A 25,809-nucleotide genomic window follows, 5' to 3' on the forward strand; every position below is an offset into this window, starting at 1 on the left:
TTTTGTTTTGTGCTTAAGCCTCAATTTATATTTATATAAATATTATGGAAATAAAGAAGGACTTTCCCTATATTTGTAGAACAAGTATATTTAAAGAATTTAGGGAGGTAAATCATGCCTAGAAGAAGTAGAAAAGAAAGTTTAATAGGTAAAGTTTCAAATGTGAACAAAGTTTCCCGTCCCTAATGTTCATTCTTATTCAAGTCAATCTTTTTTTTAATTGTAAAAAAGATCTTTAAATAGTTGTTTAACTTGGTTATACCGTTTTCTATCCTTTTCATTAGAATTACGCCTAAGAAAAAAATATGAAACACCTAACAAATTATGATAAAAGATAATTCTACTATTTTGAATTAACATTTCTTTAGTTAAAAGTTCACTCAATATCATACCATTGAAAAATCTTAAAATTATAACTAGTGTCATTTCTGCTGAAAAGAAAAGTGATAATATAATAATGGCTTTAAATCTTTTCATAACTTCCCCCCCTTTTAAAAATCCACAATTTGCAAATTATTCAGAATTATGTTATGGTTTATATAATAGATATTAACATATCTTTATACTATTTAAAAGGGGAAGTAAAATGAACAAATGGATTAAGAGATCATTAAGTATTTTTCTAGGGGTTTTACTAATAAGCTTGATGCCTTTGCAAACATTTGCTATTGAAACTAGTGATGGTTATGTTTTCAAAGATTCAGAAGGAAGGGTATATGAAATGTTCTATGAAAATTTAAGTGATGATGTAGCTCGTGCATATACACTTAATTCAGATGGTAAAGTAATAGCAGATTTCTTATTTGATGTGCGTACTAGTCAAATTACTTCAAATCTTACAGGAGATGTAATAAATATAGAGATTGATGATAATGAAATAAGTAAATTTAGTGATATACCCAATTTATGCAACAGTTCAACAGAAAAAACTGTAAAAATTAGTTCTGCTGAAGTAACAGCACTAGCCATATCAAATAATTTATCTGAGGCTGGAATGAAAACAGCTCTTGCTGTAGCTATTATAAAGGTAGCAGGAGGAGGTGTTGTTGTTTCATTATTAGCATCCTTGATTCCAGCAACTGTACTAAATAAAATTAAAGATGATATAGAGAAAGGAATAGATGCAAAGTCTATTACAGCTACTCTTTATTTTAAATGTGAAAAAATGTGGGATAGTGACCCATTTGATCCAGCAGGAGGATCTTGGTTTTATGGAATGGCATTTAAAGATGTAGAATTTCAATATGGTTAAAACTTTTAAAGTAGGTGTTTTATAACTAAATTAATTTAGTTATAAAACACCTCTTTTTATTTACAGTTGAGAATTTCACAATCAATATTTTTTTTATATCAATACTGGCTGAATTTGTTCATTTAATAGTGCTTTTTCAATTGTATCTTTTAGCTGAGAAAAATCTGCTACTAAGGACTTTGGTTTGCCATCTGGATTGTCTTGCCCTAGGGGTACAAAATAAATATGTTTCATATTTATGAGAAGACCTAAGTTTTTTGCACTGGCGCCTAGACCATCATTAGTAGCTACTCCAAGTACAACAGGTTTATTGTTTCTAAGATGAGCCTTTACAGCCATGGTGACAGATGTATCTGTTATTCCATTGGCTAGTTTTGCTGCAGTGTTTCCTGTACATGGAAACACTACAAGTATATCTAAATTTAATTTTGGTCCTACAGGCTCTGCTTCTACTATGGTTTTTATTAACTCTTTTCCTGTTATTGTCCTTAACTTTTCCTTCCACTCTTGTGCAGTTCCAAATCTAGTATCAAATGTATCCACAGCTTGAGATATTATAGGATATACATCTGCCCCTTCTTCTACTATTTTTTCTATCTCAGGAAAAACCTTTGAAAAATTACATGATGATCCTGTAAGGGCAAAGCCTATTTTTTTACCTTTCAATGTCATTTTTATTCCTCCAATTCAACGATAATATTATAAACAGCTTCTTTTATTGCATTTGCAGCAGTTATAGGTGACACCTTTCCTGGTACACCTAGTTCCCATTTAACTTTAATTCCTAGTTCTCTTGCACTTTCTAAATCTACCCCTCCAGGTTTTGAAGCAAGGTCAATTACTAGGCAATCTTTGTTTAATTTATTTAATAATTTTTCATCTAAAACTAAACTAGGGATTGTGTTAAATACTATATTTATGTTGTTTACATATTCATCTATATCTTTTAATAATACGGGAGTATATCCGAAACCCTTTATCCATGCTGTATCACAATATTTTCTAGCTACAACAAAAGTATTTGCTCCTATTCCATTTAACATCTTTGCTAGTATTTTTCCTATTCTTCCGTAGCCAAGAACCATAACATTTGAACCATGTATAGTTGTTTTCATCTCTTTCATAGCAACTTCTATAGCTCCCTCAGATGTAGGTATAGCATTTAATATTTGCATTTCTTCTCTTGAAAAATAGTCTTCTATATGGATGTTTTTCTTCTTAGCCAAAGCCAGAGTATCTTTGTCTCCTTTGCCAATTATTAAAGTTTGTTCTTTACTGATCATCTTAAATACATCACTTATATTAATTGCCTTTGAAGCGAAAGGTGCATTAATAGTGCTTCCATCTCTTGAAAATGGAAGTGGACCTATTATTACATCCGAATCCTTAATAGCATCTTCTAAACTATTTTCTTCCTGAATTTTGAGTTCATCTTTAATAGCATCGAATCCAAATATTTTCACATCTTTTCCATCTTCTAAAAGAGAGTAAGCAAGGTATATGCTTCTCATATCTCCTCCAAGTATAGTGAATCTCTTTTCCATATAACCCCTCCAAATAAAAAAGTTCTTAAGCTAATATATATTATGTTTATAGACATTTTTAGGTGAATGAACAAAATTTTTCATCCCTAATGTTCAAAATTTATACTTGTATCTAAATTTATTTAATGATATAATACATAGGTATTCCTTGCTCTATAATATGTATAGAGCCGACAGTCCACAAGGAGGTGAAACATATGAGAAAATATGAAGGAGTTTTTATCTTTTTACCAAATCTAGAAGAAGAAAAAAGAGTTCAAGTGCTTGATAGATTAAAAGGAATAATCGAAGCAGATGGTAGTATTTCCAATATAGATGAATGGGGAATTAGAAAGCTTGCATATTTAATCGATGACATAGGTGAAGGTTATTATTATATAATAAACTTTGAATCTAATCCTGAAGTTGTCAAAGAATTAGATAGAATCGCTAAAATTTCTGACAGCATTATGAGAAACATGATCATTAGAACAGAAGATTAATCTAAGGATGGTGAGATAATTGAATAATGTTGCGCTAATAGGAAGACTTACTAGGGATCCTGAGCTTAGATATATACCTAATTCAGGAACTGCTGTATGTACATTTACTCTAGCAATAGATAAAGCTATCTCTAGAGAAAAGAAACAAGAAATGGAAGCAAGAAACCAACCAACTGCTGACTTTATAAATATTGTAGTTTGGGGAAAAATGGGTGAAAACTGTGCTCAATATCTAGTCAAAGGAAGACTAGTTGGAATTCAAGGAAGAATACAATCTGGAAGCTATGAAGCTAAGGATGGTACAAAGAGATATACTACAGATGTAGTGGCTCAAAATGTTGAATTCCTAGAGTGGGGAGACAGAAATGATACAAGTTCTGGCTTTGATTCCCAAGAGAGAGATTATTCAGGCATAGAAGGTTTCCATCCAGTAGGAAATGATGATATTCCATTCTAGAAGGAGGGAAAAAGATGCAAAGAAGATTTAGACCTAAAAAAAGAGTTTGTAGTTTTTGTGCTGATAAAAAATCTCACATAGATTACAAAGATATAAATAAATTGAAAAAACATATTTCAGATAGAGGAAAAATACTTCCAAGAAGAGTTTCTGGAAATTGTTCAAAACATCAAAGAGAACTTACAATAGCAATTAAGAGAGCTAGACAAGTAGCCTTATTGCCATATAGTGCTGAATAAGAGAGGATATATCCTCTCTTTTTTATATTTGACTTATTTCTCTATACTATGTATTATTTTACTAAGACCTTTTTCAAAAATTATTGTATAGAGAGGTGGGAGTTAGCTGTGGATGGAGATATAATAAAAAACATGAAGACTGTGGAGTGGTTAAAGTCTGAGTTATTAAATAATATAGCATATTTACACAGTATTTTAGTCAATAATGAAGAGGATACAAGAGAAAATTTAGAAGATGTACTATCAAATATAATCTTAGAATCCTATGTACTTGGGAAGAGATTAGGAATAGAATATGAAGACTTAGATTTAGCCTTAGGAGAAAATATAAAATTAAATCTAATTGAAAAGCATAAAATAGAGAAATGGTATGGAGATCTAAGTTCTCTATTAGCTTTTATAAAGACAAGAGAAAATTAGAGGTGAATTTTTTTGAATGACAATAAAGAAAAGAACAATATCTTAGAAGCGCTTTTACTTGTTTTAGTAATGAGTTTATTTACACTAGTTGGCGTTTATTTTATTCCATATTTGCTTATATTATTTCCAGCTGGGTTTATAATATTTGGCTTGAGAAGAAATATAGCTTTAAGTGGGATTTCAATGGTTGCAACTACCCTGGTTATAAGTCTGGTAGTGGGCTGGGAGTATAGTTTATTTTTACTTATAACATTTTTACCCCTTAGTATTTGCCTATCCTATCTTATAAAAAAGAGGAAAAGGTCTTTAGAGATACTAGGATTTTCCACAGTTGTATTTTTTATGTCTATTCTAATAATTATGAGTTTAATAGATTCAACAGGTATAGGATTTGTGACTCAATTGGAACAGAGTTTTAAAGAGATAATGGAAACTCAAATAAATATGTTTAAAGACATGGACCTTACAAATTATGAATTAGCAGAGACTAAGGACCTATTAGAGAGTGCATATAGATATATACTTCTCATTATACCAGCTATTTTACTTGTTTCTTCACTAGCTATTAGCTACTTAAACTATCTTGCATCTGCAGTAGGTCTTAAGAGAATGGGGATTGAAATAGTTAATATTCCTAAGTTTTCTAGATTTAGATTACCAAACAATATCGTTCCTGGGATACTTGTAATGTTTTTAGTAACATATATTGCAGGAAAACTAGAGTTTGAATATCTAGATACTATAACACTTAATTTAATTGCTCTAGTAGGATTTATGTTTTTTATCCAAGGTTTATCTGTAGTAGAGTATTTGTTTAAGAATTTAAAGATGTTTGTTATTTTTAGAATCATCCTATATATAGTATTTTTATTTACAGCTTTTATGCTTACCTTTATATCACTAATAGGTATATTAGATATTATATTTGATTTTAGAAAACTTAGAAGACCTAAATCGTCTTAGGAGGTTATTATGAAAAATAAGAATATATTTAATTGGCTAGATACTAAGTTTTATTTAGTCATAATAGTAATCATGACTATTATAATAGGTATCTTCCAACCTGTATTAGGTATGATAGGTGCCTTAGTATTCCTCTATTTAATATATTTCAATATAACTGAAACAAATAAAAAAAACAGAGAGATAAATTTATATATAGAAGGGCTAAAGGAAGATTTTGAGTCTGCTACAAAGCATGCCATATTTAATATGCCATTTCCACTAGTTATTATAGATAAATTAGGAACTATAACTTGGTACAATACTCCATTTTTAGATATGATTATAGAAGATGATATTCTAAATCAAAGAATATATGATTTGGTACCTAAATTTAATATGGATGAATTACTTGAAGAAAGAGAAGATACGTCAATAAATATAGATTATAATGATAAAAATTATGTAGTCCATATAAATTTTGTAGAAAATAAGAAGGCCTCTATTAAAAGAGATGATATTATTATGCTATACTGGGTTGATAATACGGATTATGTAGATCTAAAGAGTTTATATAAGGCTGAGCAATCTATTATTTCTCTAGTATATATAGATAATTATGATGATATAAAAAATAACACTCCAGATGTGAATAGACCTTTGCTTTTGGCAGAAATAGATAGAAATATAAACGAATACTTTTCTAATTACAATGCCATAGTTAGAAAATATGAAAATGATAAATATATGGTCATAATGGACTATGATACACTGGAAAAAATCCAAGAGAGAAAACTAGATATTTTAGATAATATTAGAGAATTAAATATGGGAAATACAATTCCTATAACTTTAAGTATAGGTGTTTCAGATACTAGTCATGATCTTTTAAAATCCTATAATCATGCTAGAAGTGCCATAGATATAGCCTTAGGTAGAGGTGGAGATCAAGCTGTATTAAATAAAAATGGAACATTTGAATACTATGGAGGTAAATCAAAAGCAGTTGAAAAGAGAAATAAGGTAAGGGCTAGAGTCATAGCAGATGCACTTAAACAATTGATAGAACAATCTAGCAATGTATTTATAATGGGTCATACAAATCCGGATATGGATTCATTTGGTTCGGCTATAGGTCTTTTAGGTGGTATTGAGGGGATAAACAAAGAGGGATATATAGTATTAAATCAAGTAAATCCATCTATAAAAAATATATATAATGAGCTTAAGAAACAGGAACCTGAATTATTAGAAAAGGTTGTTGACTCAGAAAAAGCAAGGGAGATTATAGATGAAAACTCACTTATGGTCTTAGTAGACAATCATAAACCGAGTTTTACAGAAGACCCAGATCTTTTAGAACTTGTAAACAAAGTAGTTGTAATAGATCATCATAGAAGAGGAGCAGAATTTGTTAAGGATCCAGTGTTAACTTATTTAGAGTCTTATGCATCTTCTGCTAGTGAATTAGTTACTGAAATCTTAACTTATATGAATGATGATATAAATTTAAGTAAATTTGAAGCTGAAGCCCTACTTGCAGGAATTACTGTAGATACTAAAAACTTTAGTTTTCAAACAGGAGTTAGAACCTTTGAAGCTGCCTCTGTATTAAAGAGGGCTGGAGCAGACACAATAAAAGTAAGACAATTATTTAGAGATGAATTAGATACTATCTTATGCAAGGCAGAAATTATAAAATCTGCAGAAATTGTATCTGATAAAATTGCAATAGGTAAGCTTGAAAGAAAATCTGATGACGCTGTATTAATTGCAGCACAAGCTGCAAACGAACTACTAGATATAAATGGTGTTGAGGCTTCCTTTGTATTGACTGATGATAATGAAAGAGTTCATATATCAGGTAGATCGCTTGGAGGTATTTCAGTACAGTTAATTTTAGAAAAACTTGGTGGGGGAGGCCATCTAGCAATTGCTGGAGCTCAATTAATGGGGGTCTCACTGGAGATGGCAGAAGAAAAACTTAAAAATGCTATAGATGACTATTTAAAGGAAGGAGAATAAACATGAAGGTTATATTATTAAAAGATGTAAAATCCCTAGGTAAAAAAGGTGATTTAGTAAAGTCTAAAACAGGATATGCAAGAAATTATCTTTTTCCAAAAGGCTTTGCTATTGAGGCTACAAAGGATAATTTAGCAAAATGGAAAGAAGAGCAAAAAGAAATTGAAGAAAAGAGAAAGCAAGAAGAAGCTGAAGCTTTAAAACTAAAGGCAGAGATAGAAAAAATCACTATAGAATTAAGAGCAAAAGGTGGAGAAGGTGGAAGACTATTTGGGTCTATAACATCTAAAGACATAGGAGAAGCCCTAGAAAAACAGGGAAATATAAGTATAGATAAAAGAAAGATAGAATTAAAAGACAATATAAAATCAGCAGGTACTACAATAGTAGATGTGAGAGTTTATCCAGAGATAACAGCAGAGCTTAAAGTGAATGTAAATATAGAACAGTAGGTGGTTAAAATAGAAGGACAATTGATAGGTAGAATTCCTCCACATAGTATAGAAGCAGAGCAGTCTGTTTTAGGTGCTATGATAACTGATAAAGAAGCTATAAATGCTGGTATAGAGATAATAAGTGGCGAAGACTTTTATAAAGAAGCCAATATGGAAATATTTGAAGCCATACTAGCTTTATTTAATAAAAATGAACCTGTAGACTTAATTACCTTGTCAGAAGAGTTAAAGAGAAGAGGTACTTTAGAAAATGTAGGTGGGGTAACCTACCTAGCAAATCTTTCAAGTGGTGTAGCTACTACTGCAAATACAAAGTATTATGCAAAGATAATACATGAAAAATCAACACTTAGAAGGCTTATCTCTTCTAGTAATGAAATAATGGGCAAAGCCTATGAAGATTCTGAAGAAGTAGATTTAATAATTGAGCAGGCAGAGAAAAATATATTTGATATAACTCAAGGTGCACATAAACAAGGATTTGCCCCTATAGACAAAGTATTATTGTCCAGCTTTGCAAAGATAGAAGAAATGGCTGCAAACAAGGGACAACTTACAGGACTTACTACTGGATTTACAGATGTGGACAACAAACTATCTGGACTTCAAAAGTCAGATCTTGTCTTGCTTGCTGCTAGGCCATCTATGGGTAAGACAGCCTTTGGAATAAACATAGCAACAAATAGTGCCTTGAAGGCAGATGCAAAAGTAGCTATATTTTCTCTAGAGATGTCTAAGGAGCAATTAGTTCAAAGGATGATTTCTGCAACTGCTCATGTAGACTTACAAAAGATAATAAGTGGAAATCTAGTTGAAGATGAATGGCTTCAGATTATAAACTCTATGGGTCCATTGTCTCAGGCAAATGTATATATAGATGATACAGCAGGTATATCTTTAACTGAGATGAAAGCTAAATGCAGAAGGTTAAAAATAGAAAAAGGCCTTGATTTGGTAGTTATAGACTATTTACAGCTTATGCAATTAGGTGGTAAGCAAGAAAGTAGACAGCAAGAGATATCTTCTATATCTAGGGGACTTAAAGGATTAGCCAAAGAGATGGACTGTCCAGTAATAGCTTTATCACAGCTTTCTCGTGCTCCAGAACTTAGATCTGATCATAGGCCTATACTTTCAGACTTGAGAGAATCAGGAGCTATAGAACAGGATGCGGACGTAGTATTATTTTTATATAGGGATGAATATTACAATGAAGATTCAGAAAAGAAGAACATAGGGGAATTAATCATTGCAAAACATAGAAATGGACCTACAGGACTAGTGGAATTAGTATGGAAAAAAGAATTTACCAAGTTCTTAAATAAAGAAAATATATTTAATGATTAAAAGCTTTTATATCCATTTCCTTAGGGTATTAATCATAGTAACAACAATAATAAAGATTTGGAGTGAAGATAAATGGATGATAAGATATTAGATATAAATAATGATGTTAAATGGATAGGTATACTAGATCCAGGTCTTGTTACCTTTGATGTGGTAATGGAGACAAAGTATGGTACAACTTATAATTCATATTTTGTAGATGCAGATAAAAAGGCTATTATAGAGACTAGCAAAGAAGCATTTAAAGATGTATATTTAGATAAAGTTAAAAGAGTTACAGACTTTAAAGATATAGAATATATAATTTTAAATCATACAGAACCAGATCATTCTAGTAATTTAAAGCATCTATTGAAATTAGCACCACAGGCTACAGTTGTAGGTTCTAGATCTGCTATAAACTTTTTAAAGCATATGATAGATGAAGACTTCAAAAAGATGATAGTAAAAGATGGGGATACATTAGATTTGGGAAATAAAACTTTGAAATTTATTTCAGCTCCATTTTTACACTGGCCAGATACAATGTATACCTATTTAGTAGAGGATAAGATCTTATTTACTTGTGATTCCTTTGGATGTCACTATAGTGATGAAAAGATGTTTGATGATTTAGTAGGAGATTTTGATGATGCTTTTAAATATTATTTTGATGTGATTTTAAAGCCGTTTAGTAGCTATATGCTTCAAGCTATAGATAAGATAAAAGATTTAGATATAGATGTAATAGCTCCAGGACATGGTCCGATTTTAAGAAGTAATTGGGAAAAATATGTAAAATGGTCTTATGAATTATCTAAAGAAACTGAAGATGATTGTAAGGACTTAAGAGTATTTATTCCTTATGTATCTGCATATGGAAACACTGAAAAAATAGCTATGAAAATAGCAGAGGGAATAAAAATGGCTGGAGATATAGACGTAGAACTTATGGATATTGAAATGGCTGATTTATCTGAAATAGAAGATAAGGTATATAAAAGTTCTGCATTTATAGTAGGAAGTCCTACAATAAATCAAAATATATTACTTCCAGTATATAATTTATTGGCAGTTATAAATCCAATTAGAAATAGGGGAAAACTTGCTGGAGCATTCGGTAGCTTTGGATGGAGTGGAGAAGCTGTAAATATAATTCAACAGGCACTAAAAAGTTTAAAATTAAAAGTTTATGATGAAAAAGGATTAAAAGTAAACTTTGTTCCATGTGGCGAATCTGATCAATTAGCAATAGAGTATGGCCTTGGATTTGGAAAAGCTTTAATAGAAAAAATGAAATAAAATTTACTTCCAAGTTGAACTTGGAAGTAAATTTTATATAAGGAGAAAGTCATGGAAATAAGGGGTAAAAGAATACTTATAAAAAATTTAGAGGTAGAGGATGTATTTGAGATGAAAAATTGGGGGTCTCATAAAAACCCCCTATTATCAGATTATAATTTTCCCCAGATGAGTGAAAAAGAAATTAAAAAATGGCACAAAATAAAGACTAAATCTATTAGAGATAAGTATTACGGAGTAAAAAATAAAGAAGATAAATTAATTGGATATATGGGAATTAAAGAAATTAAATTAATAAAAAGAGAATCTACTTTGGGTATAGTTTTTGATCCAAATGAAATTAATAAGGGATATGGGACAGAGACTTTAGCCGTATTTTTAAATTATTACTTTACTAAGATGAATATGAAAAAGATGTATTTAGAAGTAGCAGAATTTAACACTAGGGCAAAGAGAGTTTATGAAAAGATTGGATTTAAAGAAGATGGATATTATTTAGATTTATTTTATGACAATAATCTAGATTTATCTAATCCATATTATTTAGACAAAAAATCTTCTTTTGTAATAGATAATAAAAAGATATATAATTATATTTACAGAATGAAATTAGAAAAAGAAGGCTTTTTTTCTAATCTTATAAATTTAAAAGAGTTTTGGAGTTGATAAGATGAGCTTTATACTAGAAACAACAGATATGGATTTAGGAGATACCCCTATTGAAAATATATTTATAAACGATTATATGCCTATGGCTAATGGGACTTATGTTAAGGTATATTTACTAGGATATAAATATGCTCATGATAGAGATGCAAATATATTAGTAAACAATGAAACTCTTGCTAAAAACTTAGATATACCACTAGGGGATGTACTTCGTGCTTGGGACTTTTGGGAGAAGCTAGGTATTGTAAAAAAAATAGAATCAGAAGAAGATGAATTAAATTATAAAATTGAATTTTTAAATTTAAAACAACTATACATAAAAAACAATATATACCTATTCCAAGACGAAAGAGATATAAAATTACCTAAAGTTAGTAGCGATGATCTTGTCCGTGCAAACAGGTCAAAATCCATAAATACAATGTTTAACAATATAGATGAGATATTGAAAAGGCAAACTGTGCCTGTTGAAAAGCAAAGGATTTTAGCTTGGATAAATGACTACAATATGAGCCCAGAGGTAATAGAAAAGGCATGTTCTTATTCTGTAGAAAAAAAGGGCGTAAGAAGAATTAATTATATAGAGGCAATTGTTAGAAATTGGTATGACAAAGGTCTTACTAATATTGAAGCTCTCATGGAAGAATTTCAAAAAATGGATGAGAGCTATTATAGACAATACAAGATTATGAAAAGTCTAGGACTTCATAGACGACCTATAAAAGAAGATGAAAAGAAGATGATAGATGCTTGGTTTGTAGATTATCAGTTTAGTATGGAAATAATCTTAAATGCATGTACAAGAGATAAAAATCCTACTCCTAGTATAAATTATGTAAATGGAATACTAAGGTCTTGGTATAACAAAGGTATAAAAAAATTAGAAGATATAGATTTACTAGATAAGAAACCAGAAAAACAGGCCGGACAAAAAGTTGTAAACAAGAAAGCTAAACCAACTATAACTAAGTTTCACAATTTTCAACAGCGAATTGATAAATATTCTGCAGAAGATCTTGAAAATATTGCTAGAAAGAAAAGAGATGCTTACAAACAACGGGTAAAAGGAGAAGCATAAATATGTATAAAAGGATGTTAAAAGAAGTTTTCAAAGAATATGAAGATAAAAGAGACTTACAAAAAAGAATTCAACAATCGAGAATAAGAGAAGTCTATAGAAAAGTTCCCAGCATAAGAAAGATAGATGAAGATATATTTAATTTAGGACTAGAAATGTCTAAGCATATCATAGGAAATCCTGAGGATTATGAAGAGAAAGTAAAGGAAGCTAAAGATACAATAGAAAAATTAAAGATGCGGAAAGCTTTCATGCTTACAGAATCAAATATAGATTTAGACTATATGGATTTAAAATATGAATGCAATCTTTGTGAAGATAAGGGATTTTTAGGAAATGGAGAAAAATGCACTTGTCTAAAACAAAAGTTAGTTTCTAGAGCTTATAGTATGTCTAATCTAGAAAATGTACTTGAAACAGAAAACTTTCAAACTTTTAATATAGAAGTATTTAGAGATGAGCCCTTTGAAGGTGAAAAGATGACTCCCCGTGAAAATATGATGGATATACTTAGTATAGCAGAAAGTTTTATAAGTAATTTTGATGAAAAAAATGGAGAGAATCTTCTCTTTTATGGAAATACAGGTCTTGGAAAGACCTTCCTATCAAATTGTATAGCTAAATCCCTACTAGATAAAAATAAAATAGTAATTTATCAGACTGCCTTTACTATATTAGAAATACTAGAAAATAGAAGATTTAGTAAGACGGATAAAGCTATGAGTGATTATCAATATAATCTACTTCTTGACTGTGATTTACTTATAATAGATGATTTAGGAACTGAAGTTGCAAACACTTTTACCAATTCAGAAATATTTAATATTGTAAACACTAGAATCCTAAGAGGGAAAAAAACTATTATATCCACAAATTTAAACCCACAAGAGATATTTGCAGTATATACAGAGAGAATTTTTTCAAGAATATTAGATAAATTTTTACCTCTTAAATTTTACGGAAAAGACCTAAGATGGGAGTAATAGACTGTGAAAAATACTAAAAATACAAACAGAGTACAAGACTATTTTGTAAAAGTTTTAAATGGTATGGCATTAGGATTATTTTCTACTCTTTTAATTGGACTTATTATAAAGCAAATAGGAACTTTATTTAGTATAGATATTTTAATAGAATTTGGAAATATTGCCCAAAAGCTTATGGGGCCAGGAATAGGAGCAGGGGTTGCATATAGTGTAGGGGCCCCTGCTTTAGGTATATTTGCATCTGTGGTAGTAGGTGCTATTGGTGCTGGAAGTGTAAGTTTGGAAGGTGCAAATGCAATTTTAAACATAGGAGAGCCAGTGGGAGCTTTGGTAGCAAGTTTAGCTGCAGCTGAATTTTCTAAGCTGACAAGTGGTAAGACGAAGGTGGATATTGTATTAGTTCCTCTATCCACTATAATTATAGGAGGATTAGTAGGTAATTATATAGCTCCATTTATTTCAGAGTTTATGAACTATATAGGTGCATTTATAAATATGGCAACAGAACTCCATCCAATACCTATGGGGATAATAATATCAGTTGTGATGGGTATAATACTTACTCTTCCAATAAGTTCAGCAGCCTTAGCTATTTCATTAAAATTATCAGGACTTGCTGCAGGGGCAGCTACAGTTGGATGTGCTGCAAATATGATTGGTTTTGCGGTTATATCTTATAGTGAGAATGGCTTTGGAGGTATTATAGCCCAAGGTTTGGGAACTTCAATGTTACAAATATCAAATATAATTAAAAATCCAAGGATTTGGATTCCAGCTATAGTATCATCGGCAATACTTGGCCCTATATCTTCAAGTGTGCTAAAGATGGAGAGCAATATGATAGGAGCAGGCATGGGCACAAGTGGACTTGTAGGTCAGTTCGCCTTAATAGACACTATGGGTGCTTCAGCAAAAGTATTCTTAATGATTATAATGATGCACTTTATCTTGCCTGGAATTATATCCTTTAGTGTATATAAATGGATGAAAATTAGGGGATATATAAGAAGAGGAGATATGAAATTATAGATACTATATTAAAATACTGATTGTTAAAAAAAAGATTAAATGACCAAATATTGTAAATGTTTATTCTGTATGGTATACTAATCATTAAATATGTGGAGAATTATGTGCATAATTTGAATAAAGTATAGATCTTTATAATAGTATATTCATAAGACAAATAAATATTTGGTTAGAGAAAATGAGAACCACAAATATGTCTTTGAGAGAGGGCGTATTTGTGGTTTAATTATTTTGACTAAATTTAGGTAAATATAAAATTACAATAGAATAGCCAATATTATAAATAAGGGGGTGTAAAAATGGAAAAGAGAGAATTGGTTTGTATAGTATGTCCAATTGGTTGCCATCTAGAAATTACTGAAACTGCTGAAAGTGAAACAGGATATATTGTCACTGGTGCAAATTGTAAAAGAGGGGAAGCATATGGAATAAAAGAATTATCAAACCCTACAAGATTATTGACATCCACTGCGAAAATTAAAGGAGGAAGTCTCCCAAGATTACCTGTTAGAACTGATAAAGAAATACCTAAAGATAAAGTATTTGATTGTATGAAGATCATAAATGAATTAGAATTAGAAGCACCAGTTAAAATGGGAGAGATAATTAAGTCAAATATATTTGATTCGGATGTAAATTTAATTGCTTCAAGAAGTATGGATTAATTTTTTGCAATAGAATACACATGAAATCGTTTTCTTTGAATTGCTACTATTTCATCTGACAAATTTAAACTTAAAATGTCAGGTAAGAATATAAAGTAGATATTTACAATACATTAGAAAAAGGAGGAAGATGAATGAAAAAGTTTTTAGCAATTTTATTAGTATTAGCCATGACTCTGTCCTTAGTAGCTTGTGGTGGAACAGATGCGGATACCCCTACTGATGGTGGAGATGCTGGTGAAAAGGTAGAAAAGAAAGTTATTAAGGTTAGTACAAAGTTTGTAGATGAAGAGCAAACTGCTAAATCTCTTAAAAAAGTAGTAGAGGCTGTAAATGAAAGAAGTAATGGTTCATTAGAATTACAATTGTTTACAGGTGGAGTATTACCAATAGGTAAAGATGGTATGGAGCAAGTAGTTCAAGGATCTGACTGGATATTAGTAGATGGTGTGAACTTCTTAGGTGACTATGTGCCAGATTATAATGCTGTAACTGGACCGTTTTTATACAAGTCTTTTGATGAGTATTTTGCAATGATGCAAACTCCATTAGTTAAGGGTTTAAACCAAAAGTTAGAAGATGACCATGGTGTAAAAGTTCTTTCTTTAGATTGGGTATTTGGATTTAGAAGTATGATGACTGATAAGCCTATTAAAACTCCAGAAGATATGGATGGATTAAATATAAGGGTACCAACCAGTCAGCTTTACACTTATACTATAGAAGCTATGGGTGGTAATCCAGTTGCAATGCCTTATCCAGATACTTACGCTGCAATTCAACAAGGCGTAATAAATGGTGTAGAAGGTTCAATAATGACTTATTGGGGAACTGGACAATATGAGAATGTAAAAGAATATTCATTGACAAATCACTTACTAGGAGTTTCTGCAGTTACTATTTCAACTAAACTTTGGGATGAATTAAGTGAAGAACAAAGAACTATTATAGAAGAAGAGTTCCAAAATGGTAGAGATGACAACTTAGCTGAAACTATTAAATTAGAAGAAGAATATGCAGAAAAATTAAAAGATGCAGGTGTAAATTTCCACGAAGTAGACACAGATGCTTTTATGGAAGCTACAGCTCCAGTATTTACTAAGTTTGATAAATGGACTCCTGGAATTTATGATGAAATAATGAAAGAGTTAGAAGTAATAAAAAACAAATAAAGTAAATTAGAAGATAGCATTAGACAAATATAGTTGGGAGGGGTTTCCTTCCAACTATAAATTGATATTTGTGGGAGGAAGTAAGCATGAATAATCTTTTCAAAGGATTGAGAAAAAACTTTGAGCTTTATTTAGGCAGTATATTTCTATCTATTACTACTGTCATAGTAATAATGAATGTATTTACTAGATATGTTTTGAATTTTACATATTATTGGGCTGAAGAAGTTGCAGTAGGTGCCTTTGTGTGGGTTATATTTTTAGGAGTTGCCAATGCCTATAAAACTAGACATCTAATAGGTGTAGAAGCACTAGTTGTTCTACTACCTGAAAGGGGAAGAGCTATAGTAGAATTTATAACTTCAATAATTTTAACTGTTTTATCTGGTTTTATGTTTTTCTTTAGTTATAAATATGTATCAGGCTCTACTAAGATAACAGCAGCTTTGGAAATATCTTATAAATATATAAATGCAGGAATAGTTATCGCTTTTGGACTAATAACAATATATTCAATTTATTTCTTAATAGAGAATTTCAAAAAGACATTTTTAACGACAGATGATAATAATTAGAGAGAGGTGAAGATGAATGGAAGCCATTTATCCAATTATAGTCTTATTTATTTTATTCTTTTTAAATATACCAATAGCATTTGCTCTTATGGGATCTTCCTTATTTTATTTTATATTTATTAACAATATAATGCCTATGGAAATGGTAATTCAACAATTTGTAACTTCAATAGAATCATTTCCCTACTTAGCAGTACCTTTCTTTATTATGGTAGGTTCTGTAATGAACTATTCAGGGATTAGTGAAGCTTTGATGAATTTTGCAGAAGTTCTAGTAGGACATACTAGAGGAGGTTTAGCTCAGGTTAATGTACTTTTGAGTACATTAATGGGTGGAATCTCAGGCTCTGCAAATGCAGATGCAGCTATGCAATCTAAAATATTAGTTCCTGAAATGGTAAAAAAAGGATTTTCAAAACCATTTTCCGCTGCCATAACTGCAGCATCATCAGCAGTAAGTCCAGTAATACCACCGGGAACAAATTTAATTTTATACGCAATAATTGCAAATATTTCAGTTGGAGATATGTTTTTAGCAGCATATACTCCAGGGATACTTATGACTGGAGCTTTGATGATAACTGTTCATATTATTGCCTTAAAAAGAGGATATAAACCAAGTAGAGAAAAAAAGGCATCTATAGGTGAAATTTTCAAGCAGTTTATAAAGTCTATTTGGTCATTATTTATTCCCTTTGGAATAATTATGGGAATGAGATTTGGAGTATTTACTCCAACAGAAGCAGGAGGAATGGCAGTATTATTTGCGGCTTTAGTAGGATTTTTCGTATATAAAAAATTAAAGTTAAAGCATATACCTATAATACTTATGGAGACTGTAAAGAGTACTGGTGCAGTAATGATTATAATTGCAAGTGCAAAAGTGTTTGGATACTATCTTACATTAGAAAGAATTCCACAAATGATAACTGAAGCACTTGTGAGTATGACTGATAGTACATTTGTATTATTAATGGTAATAAATCTATTACTACTATTCATAGGTATGTTTATTGAAGGTGGAGCAGCTCTAGTAATATTAGCACCTTTATTAGTACCAGCAGTCAAAGTATTTGGAGTAGATCCATTACATTTTGGAATGATATTTATTGTAAATATTATGATTGGAGGAATTACTCCGCCTTTTGGATCCATGATGTTTACAGTATGTACAATTGTAGGTGTAAAATTAGAAGATTTCATAAAAGAAGTTTGGCCGTTTATAATTGCATTAGTAGTAGTATTAATTGTAGTTACTTATTCTGAAGATGTTGCACTTATTACTTTAAACTTGTTTAAATAAGTCTAGAATCTAAAGGAGGTTACATTGAAAGAACTAAAAGAAAAGACTATATTTTTATTAGATATGGATGGAACTATTTATTTAGGAGATCAACTGATAGATGGAGCAAAGGATTTTTTAGAAGCTGTAAAAAGGAAAGAAAAAAGATATATATTTCTTACGAATAATTCATCTAAAAATAAAAAAATCTATGTGGAAAAGTTAAATAAATTGGGAATAGATGCTGATGAGGAAGAGGTATTTACCTCCGGTGAAGCAACTATTATGTATTTAAAAAAGGAAAAACCAGGGGCTAGGGTTTATTTGTTAGGAACTAAGGCTTTAGAAGAGGAATTTGAAAGAGAAGGCTTTATTTTAGAAAAAGAGAGAAATAAAAATATAGATTATGTAGTCCTAGGGTTTGACACTACATTGACTTATGAAAAATTATGGGGAGCATGTGAATATATCTCTGAAGGAGTAGAGTATATAGCTACACATCCTGATTTTAATTGTCCACTTCCAGAGGATAAATTTATGCCAGATGCAGGAGCAATGGCTGCATTTATAGAAGCTTCAACTGGAAAAACTCCAAAAGTAATAGGAAAACCTAATAAATATATAATAGAAAGTATTCTACTAAAATATAATTTACTTAGAGAAGATATAGTAATGGTTGGAGATAGATTGTATACAGATATTAAGACAGGGGAAAATGCAGGGATAAGTACTTGCTTGGTCTACTCTGGTGAAACTAAAGAAGAAGATTATAAAAACAGTGAGATTAGAGCAGATTATACATTTGATTCTATAAAGGATATGGTAGATTTAGTATAATAAAAAAATAAATATCGGGTTAGAGAAAATGAGAGCCATAATTATATCTTCCTAGGAAGATATAATTATGGTGTTTTATTATTTAAGGGGGGAATAGATGATTAGCAATGCTGAACTAATATTAAGACTCTTGTTATCAATGGTAGTTGGAGGACTAATCGGGATAGAAAGAGAATCTAGTAATAAACCTGCAGGGTTTAGGACCCATATACTAGTAAGCTTAGGAGCAGCCTTGGTAACATTAATTTCTACCCAGGGATTTGGGTTTGCAAATAGTATAGAAGATCCTGCTCGATTAGCATCCCAAATCGTAAGTGGCATAGGTTTTTTAGGAGCAGGGACAATTGTCATGGTTGGAAACAATATAAAGGGGTTAACCACTGCAGCTAGTCTTTGGGTTTGTGGAGGAATAGGCTTATCCATTGGAGCAGGGTTTTACCTAGGGGGATTGACAGCTTCTATAATTGCATTTATATCACTTGGTTCTTTAAGTAGAATACAAAATAGGTCCTTTAACAATAGACATAAGGTAGTTTCCTTATATTGTAGTGAAAGGGCAAAACTCCTCACAGATTTAGGTTTGGTATTTGAGAAGAATAATATCTCTATAAAAAACATATTAATTGATAAATGCAAAAGACAATATAGTTATTTATTAGCAACTGCAATCAATGAAGCAGATTTAGAACATGAGACTGTAGAATTAGAGTTTACATTGTTAGCAAATGAAGATTTTAATTATGAAGATTTGGAAAACCAAATACTTGATGTAGAAGGAGTAGAAATAATAAAGTGGGAAAATTAAAATATAATTTAATATTTGGTCGAGAATAGGAGAACCACATATTGTCTTTGAAAGAAGATTTAATTGTGGTTCTTTAATTTAGATAAAAAAAGGAGGATAAATGATATGTATGATATTACAATTATTGGTGCAGGTATAATTGGCACATTTATAGCTAGAGAATTGTCAAGATATGATTTAAAAGTTTTATTATTAGAAAAAGAAAATGATATATCCAATGGGACTACAAAAGCTAATAGTGCCATAATACATGGGGGGTATGACGCAAAACCAGGATCTATGAAGGCTAGATTTAATGTAGAAGGAAATCAAATGATGGGAGAGATATGTGAAGAATTAGATGTTCCATTTAAAAGAATAGGTTCATTAGTCATAGCTCTTAATAAGGATGAAATGTCTACTATTAGGGAGATATATAATAGGGGGATTGAAAATAAAGTCCCTGAACTGAAGATATTAGATAGGGAAGAATTATTGAGCTTAGAGCCAAATCTAAATACTGAAATAGCAGGAGCTTTACTTTCATCTACCGCAGGTATTGTAGGACCATGGGAATTAGCTATTGCTTTAGCTGAAAATGCAATGGAAAATGGAGTTGAATTGTCTTTAAACTCGGAAGTAATTAATATAGAAAAGATGGAAGAAGGATATAGAGTTTATACAAAAGATAAGGAAATAAAAACAAAATATGTAATAAATGCTGCAGGAGTATATGCTGATAAAATTCATAATATGGTTGCAGAGCCTGAGTTTAAAATAAACCCAAGAAGAGGTCAATACTTTTTATTAGATAAGAGTGCTGGAGATTTAGTAAATAGGGTTGTATTCCAGTGTCCAACGGATAAAGGTAAAGGGGTAGTAGTATTACCTACTGTACATGGAAATCTCCTAGTAGGACCTGATTCTGAGAATATAAATGATAAAGAAAATATAGAAACAAGTGGGGATAGATTAGACTATGTAAAAAATACAGCTAAAAAGACAACGGATAAGATACCATTTAATGCTGTAATTACATCTTTTTCAGGATTAAGGGCATCACCGGATACAGGTGATTTTATCATCAAGGAAGTAGAAGACTCTAAAGGATTTATAGATGTTGCAGGTATAGAATCTCCTGGACTTTCAGCATCACCTGCCATAGCAAAATATGTTGTAAATTTAGTAAAAAATATAAATGGAAATTTAAAAGAAAAAGAAGATTTCAATCCTAAAAGAAGAGAAATGATATATTTTATGGACTTAAGTGATGAAGAAAAACGTGAAATTATTAAAAAAGATCCAAGGTATGGAAGAATCATATGTAGATGTGAAAACATTACTGAAGGTGAAATTGTAGATGCTATTCACAGAAAAGCAGGAGGAAGGACTATAGATGGAATCAAGAGAAGGGTAAGAGCAGGAATGGGAAGATGCCAAGGTGGATTTTGTCAGCCAAGAGTTATGGAAATTTTGGCAAGAGAGCTAGGTAAAGATATTACTGAGATAGTTAAAGATGGTCCAAGTTCCAATGTTGCCCTTGAACAAACTAAATAAAAGCTAGGAGATGATTATATGCTGAATTATGATATTGTGGTTGTAGGAGGAGGACCAGCAGGTTTAGCAGCTGCCATAGAGGCAAAGCAAAATGGAATAGAAAGTATATTGGTTATAGAAAGAGACAGGGAATTAGGTGGGATATTACAACAGTGTATTCACAACGGATTTGGAATTCAAGTCTTTAAAGAAGAACTTACAGGACCTGAGTATGCAGAACGATTTATACAAGAACTAAAAGATTTAGATATAGAGTATAAATTAGACACAATGGTTTTAGATATTACAGAGGATAAAGTTGTAAGTGCTATAAATACTAGGGATGGGTTAATAAATATTCAAGCAAAAGCTATAATCTTAGCAATGGGTTGTAGAGAAAGAACTAGAGGTGCTGTAAATATTCCAGGTTCAAGACCTGTAGGTGTATATAATGCAGGGCTTGCACAGCGACTTATAAATATGGAAGGCTATATGGTAGGGAAAAAAGTTATAATACTGGGAACAGGTGATATAGGGCTTATTATGGCCAGGAGATTAGTACTTGAAGGGGCAGAGGTAATAGGAGCATTGGCTAGAGGTGGATATGCAGCAGGACTTTCTAGAAATGTTGTACAATGTTTAGAAGATTATGACATACCACTTATGTTAAGGCATACAATAGTAAAGATAAATGGTAAAGATAGAGTAGAAAGTGTAGTTGTGGCAGAAACTGATGAGAAGAAAAGACCTATACCGGGAACAGAAAAACTATATGAATGTGATACAGTTTTGCTTTCAGTAGGGCTTATTCCAGAAAATGAACTTTCTAGAGATGTAGGAATTAATCTAGATAGAAATACTGGTGGACCTATAGTAAATGAGGCTATGGAAACTGATATAGAGGGAATATTTGCCTGCGGGAATGTACTGCATGTACATGATATAGTAGATTATGTGACACAAGAGAGTAGAAAAGCAGGAAAAAGTGCGGCGAAGTATGTTAAAAATGAATTGGCTAGAGATGAAAACTATATAGAGATTGTACCTGGCAATGGAATTGGCTCTATAGTTCCTCAAAGAGTTAGAATAGATAATGTAGAGGGTGCATTAGAATTTTTTGTAAGGGTTCGTGATATCTATATGGATTCTAAAATTCAATTGAAATTAGATGGAGTGAAGATAAGAGAAATTAAGAAACGATATATGATCCCCAGTGAGATGGAAAGACTTGTACTAGATTCAAAGATATTAAAAGGAGAAAATGCATTAAAATTGACGGTGGAAGTAGTTTAAATACAGATAGTATCTGATCTGTATTTGCATGAATGCTATAATTAAGGTAAAATTAAACAAAAGAGTTAAAACACATGTAATTATTATGGGGGCTAAAATATGAGTAGGAACTTTTTTACAGATTTATATGATAATCCTGTTATAGCAGCTATAAGCGATATAAAAAAGGTAGATGATGTGATTAATTCACCTTGCAAAATAGTATTTTTATTAGCTGGAGATATATTAAATATAGAAAATATTGTAAATCGTTTGAGAGAAAATGATAAATTAGTATATGTTCATATAGATTTAATGGGAGGATTTTCAAGAGATATTACAGCGTTAAAGTATATAAATCAATTTATTCGTCCAGATGGAATCATAACAACTAAAAGTAATCTTGTGAAGGCAGCAAAACGGTTAAATATTTTTACAATTCAGAGGCTATTTTTACTAGACTCATTAAATTTAGAATCAGGAATAAAGTCCATTAGAGATATAAGACCGGATGCAGTGGAAATCCTTCCAGGAATAATGCCTAAAATTATAAAAGAAGTAGGAGAAGAAACTAGGATTCCAATAGTGGCAGGAGGATTAATAAGAGATAAAATAGATGTAATTGACAGTTTAAATGCAGGTGCAGTAGGAATATCTACTAGTAATAAAGATGTTTGGTATATGTAAAACAAAAAAAGCTTGAGTTTCCAACAATTCAAGCTTTTTAGATACAATAAAAATGGGTAAACATTAAAATATTCAGAATATTTCATCTGTTTATTGAATATGATACATTAATAGTAATTTAATATATTGGTAGAGAGAAGAGATACCATAATAAAGCCTTTCTGAAGAAAGGGCTAATTATGGTTTTTTTTTACACAAAAATAATGGTGATATTAAAGTAAACAAATGAATATAAATAAAAAAAGATGTAGGGGGTGGGAAGAAATATAAGGTCAGAATTGCTTGTTTATTAAATAAAGGGGGAAGAAAAATGTCAAACATGGCAATGTACAGTGCGGAATTTTTAGGGACCTTAGTGCTTATCTTATTTGGAGCGGGAGTTGTAGCTAATGTGGTCTTAAAGGATTCAAAGGCAGAGAATGCAGGTTGGATGGTAATAGCTACAGGCTGGGGTTTTGGTGTTGCAATAGCGGCTTATATGACAGGTTGGGTAAGTGGAGCTCATCTTAATCCAGCATTAACAATTGGATTAGCAACAGTTGGAGATTTTCCATGGAGCCTAGTACCAGGTTATATAGTAGCTCAAATACTTGGGGCTATGGGTGGAGCAATAATTGTATATTTAGCTTTTAAAGATCATTTTGCTATAACAGAAGACCCTGATGCAAAACTTGGTGTCTTTTCAACAGCTCCTGCTATTAGAAATACTGGTTCTAACCTTATAACTGAAATAATAGGAACAGCTATATTAGTTGCAGGAATAATGGGTATCACTCATAGTAATAATGAAATGGGAGCACTTGGAACATTTTTAGTAGGTGTACTTGTTTGGGCTATAGGTCTAAGTCTTGGTGGGCCTACAGGATATGCTATAAACCCAGCAAGAGATTTGGGACCAAGAATTGCCCATGCTATACTTCCAATTCCAGGAAAGAGAGATGGGGACTGGTCTTATGCTTGGGTTCCAATAGTAGGACCTATTATAGGTGGAGTACTTGGCGCATTTATATTTAAGTTCTTTTTAAACATATGGGTATAATATTAAAATAGACAAAGGGGGAAAATATTTTGGATAAAAAATATATATTAGCATTTGATCAAGGGACAACTAGCTCTAGAGCCATAATATTTAATAATGAAGGTGAAATAGTAAAGGTAGCACAAAATGAGTTTACGCAAATATATCCAAAAAGTGGTTGGGTAGAGCATGACCCTATGGAAATTTGGGGTACTCAATCAGGAGTTGCAAGAGAAGTATTAGAAACAGCAGGTATTAGGCCAGATGAAATAGCAGCAATAGGGATTACAAATCAAAGGGAGACAACAGTAGTATGGGATAAAAATACTGGAAAACCTGTTTACAACGCTATAGTATGGCAGTGTAGAAGAACTGCAAGTATATGTGATGATTTAAAATCAAGGGGACTTGACAATTATGTAAAAGAAAATACAGGACTTTTGATAGATGCTTATTTTTCTGGAACTAAGATTAAATGGATATTGGATAATGTGGAAGGAGCTAGAGAAAAGGCTGAGAGAGGAGAATTATTATTTGGAAATATAGACACTTGGCTTATATGGAATCTAACTCGCGGAGAGGTACATGTAACTGATTATACAAACGCTTCCAGAACTATGATCTATAATATAAAAGATTTAAAATGGGATGAAAAACTATTAAAAGAATTGGATATACCTGTTTCTATGCTTCCTGAAGTAAGAAATTCAAGTGAAGTTTATGGGGTAACAGATCCTCACACATTTGGTGGAGCAGAAATTCCTATAGCTGGTATAGCAGGGGATCAACAAGCAGCATTATTTGGGCAAGCATGTTTTGAGCCTGGTATGGCTAAAAACACTTATGGAACTGGGTGCTTCATGCTTATGAATACAGGAGAAGAAATGATACCTTCTCAAAATGGACTACTTACTACAATTGCTTGGGGAATTGATGGTAAGGTAGAATATGCGCTTGAGGGAAGTATATTTGTAGCAGGAGCTGTGGTACAGTGGCTACGAGATGAACTTCAAATAGTTCATGATGCAAAGGATACAGAATACTTTGCTAGTAAGGTAGATGATACAGGTGGAGTATATCTAGTGCCAGCTTTTGTAGGACTTGGTGCTCCTTATTGGGATATGTATGCTAGAGGTACTATGGTAGGTCTTACTAGAGGTACTAATAGAAATCATATAATAAGAGCAGCCTTAGAATCTATAGCATATCAAACTAAAGACGTACTAGAGGCTATGGAAGAAGACTCTGGCATAGATCTAAAGACTCTAAAAGTAGATGGAGGAGCAGTTGCAAACAACTTCCTAATGGATTTCCAATCAGATATCTTAAATGTTCCAGTTCATAGACCTAAAGTTACTGAAACCACAGCATTAGGAGCTGCTTATCTTGCAGGACTTGCAGTAGGCTTCTGGAAAAATAAAGATGATATTACAAATAGATGGAGTGTAGATAGAGTATTTAATTCAACTATGGAAGAAGATAAAAGAGCCAAGTTATATGGAGGATGGAAAAAAGCAATTGGTAGAGCAACTAAATGGGAAGAAAGCGAATAAGAATAAAACATTTAAAGACCTAGATTAAACTCTAGGTCTTTTTTGATAGAAATATGAAAAAATCTAAAATAACTATTGCAATTATTCTAGATACTTGATATAATAGTCAAAATACAAAAATTCTATTATAGAGAAGAGTAGATAAATGTTTCTTTCAAAGAGAGCTAAAGATAGGTGGGACTTTGGCAAAGATAATTTTATTGAATGGACTCTATAGAAACA

Annotated in this window: 28 protein-coding genes and 1 other annotated feature (1 of these 29 only partly in view); of the genes, 25 read left to right on the top strand and 3 right to left on the bottom strand. The window is 31.4% G+C overall.

Annotated elements, in window-relative coordinates:
- Window positions 1-216: 216 nt before the first annotated feature.
- Window positions 217-477 (bottom strand): hypothetical protein, encoded by a 261-nt coding sequence (locus AC4PG3_RS01295; RefSeq protein ID WP_492197277.1) that lies wholly within the window; start codon window positions 475-477, stop codon window positions 217-219.
- A 109-nt stretch (window positions 478-586) separates the two neighbouring features.
- Between AC4PG3_RS01295 and AC4PG3_RS01300 the strand changes: the two genes are divergently transcribed.
- Complete coding sequence (locus AC4PG3_RS01300) at window positions 587-1,252, top strand: hypothetical protein (protein ID WP_492197278.1); 666 nt, start codon at window positions 587-589, stop codon at window positions 1,250-1,252.
- Window positions 1,253-1,345: 93 nt separating this feature from the next.
- Here the strand turns inward: AC4PG3_RS01300 and AC4PG3_RS01305 are convergent, their stop codons facing one another.
- Together AC4PG3_RS01305 and dpsA are read right to left on the bottom strand one after the other, a co-directional pair.
- A complete protein-coding gene (locus tag AC4PG3_RS01305; RefSeq protein WP_492197279.1) occupies window positions 1,346-1,924 on the bottom strand; it encodes a dipicolinate synthase subunit B in 579 nt (192 codons plus the stop codon).
- A gap of 2 nt (window positions 1,925-1,926) precedes the next feature.
- On the bottom strand, window positions 1,927-2,796 hold the full coding sequence (gene dpsA, locus AC4PG3_RS01310; RefSeq protein ID WP_492197280.1) for a dipicolinate synthase subunit DpsA: 870 nt from the start codon (window positions 2,794-2,796) through the stop codon (window positions 1,927-1,929).
- Window positions 2,797-2,993: 197 nt separating this feature from the next.
- Here dpsA and rpsF point away from each other — a divergent pair, with 197 nt between their 5' ends.
- The 24 genes from rpsF to glpK all read left to right on the top strand — a co-directional run bounded on the left by rpsF (window position 2,994) and on the right by glpK (window position 25,587).
- The gene (gene rpsF / locus AC4PG3_RS01315; RefSeq protein ID WP_492197281.1) at window positions 2,994-3,278 is read left to right on the top strand and encodes a 30S ribosomal protein S6; all 285 of its coding nucleotides are present in this window, start codon (window positions 2,994-2,996) and stop codon (window positions 3,276-3,278) included.
- 19 nt (window positions 3,279-3,297) lie between these two features.
- Window positions 3,298-3,735, top strand: a complete 438-nt coding sequence (locus AC4PG3_RS01320; RefSeq protein WP_492197282.1) for a single-stranded DNA-binding protein — start codon at window positions 3,298-3,300, stop codon at window positions 3,733-3,735.
- Between the two features lie 14 nt (window positions 3,736-3,749).
- Window positions 3,750-3,974 (top strand): 30S ribosomal protein S18, encoded by a 225-nt coding sequence (gene rpsR / locus AC4PG3_RS01325; RefSeq protein WP_492197283.1) that lies wholly within the window; start codon window positions 3,750-3,752, stop codon window positions 3,972-3,974.
- Between the two features lie 108 nt (window positions 3,975-4,082).
- The gene (locus AC4PG3_RS01330) at window positions 4,083-4,394 is read left to right on the top strand and encodes a MazG-like family protein (protein ID WP_492197284.1); all 312 of its coding nucleotides are present in this window, start codon (window positions 4,083-4,085) and stop codon (window positions 4,392-4,394) included.
- A gap of 12 nt (window positions 4,395-4,406) precedes the next feature.
- Entirely contained in the window at window positions 4,407-5,357 is a 951-nt protein-coding gene (locus tag AC4PG3_RS01335) for a DUF2232 domain-containing protein (RefSeq protein WP_492197285.1), read from the top strand.
- Window positions 5,358-5,366: 9 nt separating this feature from the next.
- Window positions 5,367-7,361, top strand: coding sequence for a DHH family phosphoesterase (locus AC4PG3_RS01340; protein ID WP_492197286.1), 1,995 nt, complete (start codon window positions 5,367-5,369; stop codon window positions 7,359-7,361).
- Between the two features lie 2 nt (window positions 7,362-7,363).
- Window positions 7,364-7,813: a 50S ribosomal protein L9 gene (gene rplI, locus AC4PG3_RS01345; RefSeq protein ID WP_492197287.1), complete on the top strand. Its 450-nt coding sequence runs from the start codon at window positions 7,364-7,366 to the stop codon at window positions 7,811-7,813.
- A gap of 24 nt (window positions 7,814-7,837) precedes the next feature.
- Window positions 7,838-9,163: a replicative DNA helicase gene (dnaB, locus tag AC4PG3_RS01350; RefSeq protein ID WP_492198182.1), complete on the top strand. Its 1,326-nt coding sequence runs from the start codon at window positions 7,838-7,840 to the stop codon at window positions 9,161-9,163.
- 72 nt (window positions 9,164-9,235) lie between these two features.
- On the top strand, window positions 9,236-10,444 hold the full coding sequence (locus AC4PG3_RS01355) for an FprA family A-type flavoprotein (RefSeq protein ID WP_492197288.1): 1,209 nt from the start codon (window positions 9,236-9,238) through the stop codon (window positions 10,442-10,444).
- A 51-nt stretch (window positions 10,445-10,495) separates the two neighbouring features.
- Window positions 10,496-11,110 carry a GNAT family N-acetyltransferase gene (locus tag AC4PG3_RS01360; RefSeq protein ID WP_492197289.1) on the top strand — a complete coding sequence of 205 codons (615 nt, stop codon included), beginning with the start codon at window positions 10,496-10,498 and terminating at the stop codon, window positions 11,108-11,110.
- A 4-nt stretch (window positions 11,111-11,114) separates the two neighbouring features.
- Complete coding sequence (locus tag AC4PG3_RS01365; protein ID WP_492197290.1) at window positions 11,115-12,191, top strand: DnaD domain protein; 1,077 nt, start codon at window positions 11,115-11,117, stop codon at window positions 12,189-12,191.
- A 2-nt stretch (window positions 12,192-12,193) separates the two neighbouring features.
- Window positions 12,194-13,174, top strand: coding sequence for an ATP-binding protein (locus AC4PG3_RS01370; protein WP_492197291.1), 981 nt, complete (start codon window positions 12,194-12,196; stop codon window positions 13,172-13,174).
- A gap of 6 nt (window positions 13,175-13,180) precedes the next feature.
- Window positions 13,181-14,206, top strand: a complete 1,026-nt coding sequence (locus AC4PG3_RS01375) for a PTS sugar transporter subunit IIC (RefSeq protein ID WP_492197292.1) — start codon at window positions 13,181-13,183, stop codon at window positions 14,204-14,206.
- A gap of 299 nt (window positions 14,207-14,505) precedes the next feature.
- On the top strand, window positions 14,506-14,871 hold the full coding sequence (locus AC4PG3_RS01380) for a DUF1667 domain-containing protein (protein ID WP_492197293.1): 366 nt from the start codon (window positions 14,506-14,508) through the stop codon (window positions 14,869-14,871).
- Window positions 14,872-15,005: 134 nt separating this feature from the next.
- Window positions 15,006-16,043 carry a C4-dicarboxylate TRAP transporter substrate-binding protein gene (locus AC4PG3_RS01385; RefSeq protein ID WP_492197294.1) on the top strand — a complete coding sequence of 346 codons (1,038 nt, stop codon included), beginning with the start codon at window positions 15,006-15,008 and terminating at the stop codon, window positions 16,041-16,043.
- An 86-nt stretch (window positions 16,044-16,129) separates the two neighbouring features.
- Window positions 16,130-16,618: a TRAP transporter small permease gene (locus AC4PG3_RS01390; protein ID WP_492197295.1), complete on the top strand. Its 489-nt coding sequence runs from the start codon at window positions 16,130-16,132 to the stop codon at window positions 16,616-16,618.
- Between the two features lie 16 nt (window positions 16,619-16,634).
- Complete coding sequence (locus AC4PG3_RS01395) at window positions 16,635-17,921, top strand: TRAP transporter large permease (RefSeq protein WP_492197296.1); 1,287 nt, start codon at window positions 16,635-16,637, stop codon at window positions 17,919-17,921.
- A gap of 24 nt (window positions 17,922-17,945) precedes the next feature.
- Window positions 17,946-18,737, top strand: coding sequence for an HAD-IIA family hydrolase (locus AC4PG3_RS01400; RefSeq protein WP_492197297.1), 792 nt, complete (start codon window positions 17,946-17,948; stop codon window positions 18,735-18,737).
- Window positions 18,738-18,834: 97 nt separating this feature from the next.
- Window positions 18,835-19,542 (top strand): MgtC/SapB family protein, encoded by a 708-nt coding sequence (locus AC4PG3_RS01405; protein WP_492197298.1) that lies wholly within the window; start codon window positions 18,835-18,837, stop codon window positions 19,540-19,542.
- A gap of 105 nt (window positions 19,543-19,647) precedes the next feature.
- The gene (locus tag AC4PG3_RS01410; RefSeq protein WP_492197299.1) at window positions 19,648-21,078 is read left to right on the top strand and encodes an NAD(P)/FAD-dependent oxidoreductase; all 1,431 of its coding nucleotides are present in this window, start codon (window positions 19,648-19,650) and stop codon (window positions 21,076-21,078) included.
- Window positions 21,079-21,096: 18 nt separating this feature from the next.
- Complete coding sequence (locus AC4PG3_RS01415) at window positions 21,097-22,350, top strand: NAD(P)/FAD-dependent oxidoreductase (protein WP_492197300.1); 1,254 nt, start codon at window positions 21,097-21,099, stop codon at window positions 22,348-22,350.
- A 99-nt stretch (window positions 22,351-22,449) separates the two neighbouring features.
- On the top strand, window positions 22,450-23,016 hold the full coding sequence (locus AC4PG3_RS01420; RefSeq protein ID WP_492197301.1) for a glycerol-3-phosphate responsive antiterminator: 567 nt from the start codon (window positions 22,450-22,452) through the stop codon (window positions 23,014-23,016).
- Between the two features lie 310 nt (window positions 23,017-23,326).
- On the top strand, window positions 23,327-24,055 hold the full coding sequence (locus AC4PG3_RS01425) for an MIP/aquaporin family protein (RefSeq protein WP_492197302.1): 729 nt from the start codon (window positions 23,327-23,329) through the stop codon (window positions 24,053-24,055).
- A gap of 29 nt (window positions 24,056-24,084) precedes the next feature.
- The gene (glpK, locus tag AC4PG3_RS01430) at window positions 24,085-25,587 is read left to right on the top strand and encodes a glycerol kinase GlpK (RefSeq protein ID WP_492197303.1); all 1,503 of its coding nucleotides are present in this window, start codon (window positions 24,085-24,087) and stop codon (window positions 25,585-25,587) included.
- Window positions 25,588-25,702: 115 nt separating this feature from the next.
- Window positions 25,703-25,809, top strand: a binding site (T-box leader); it runs 138 nt beyond the window's last position.

The sequence above is a fragment of the Tissierella sp. QWL-11 genome, from assembly GCF_058683765.1.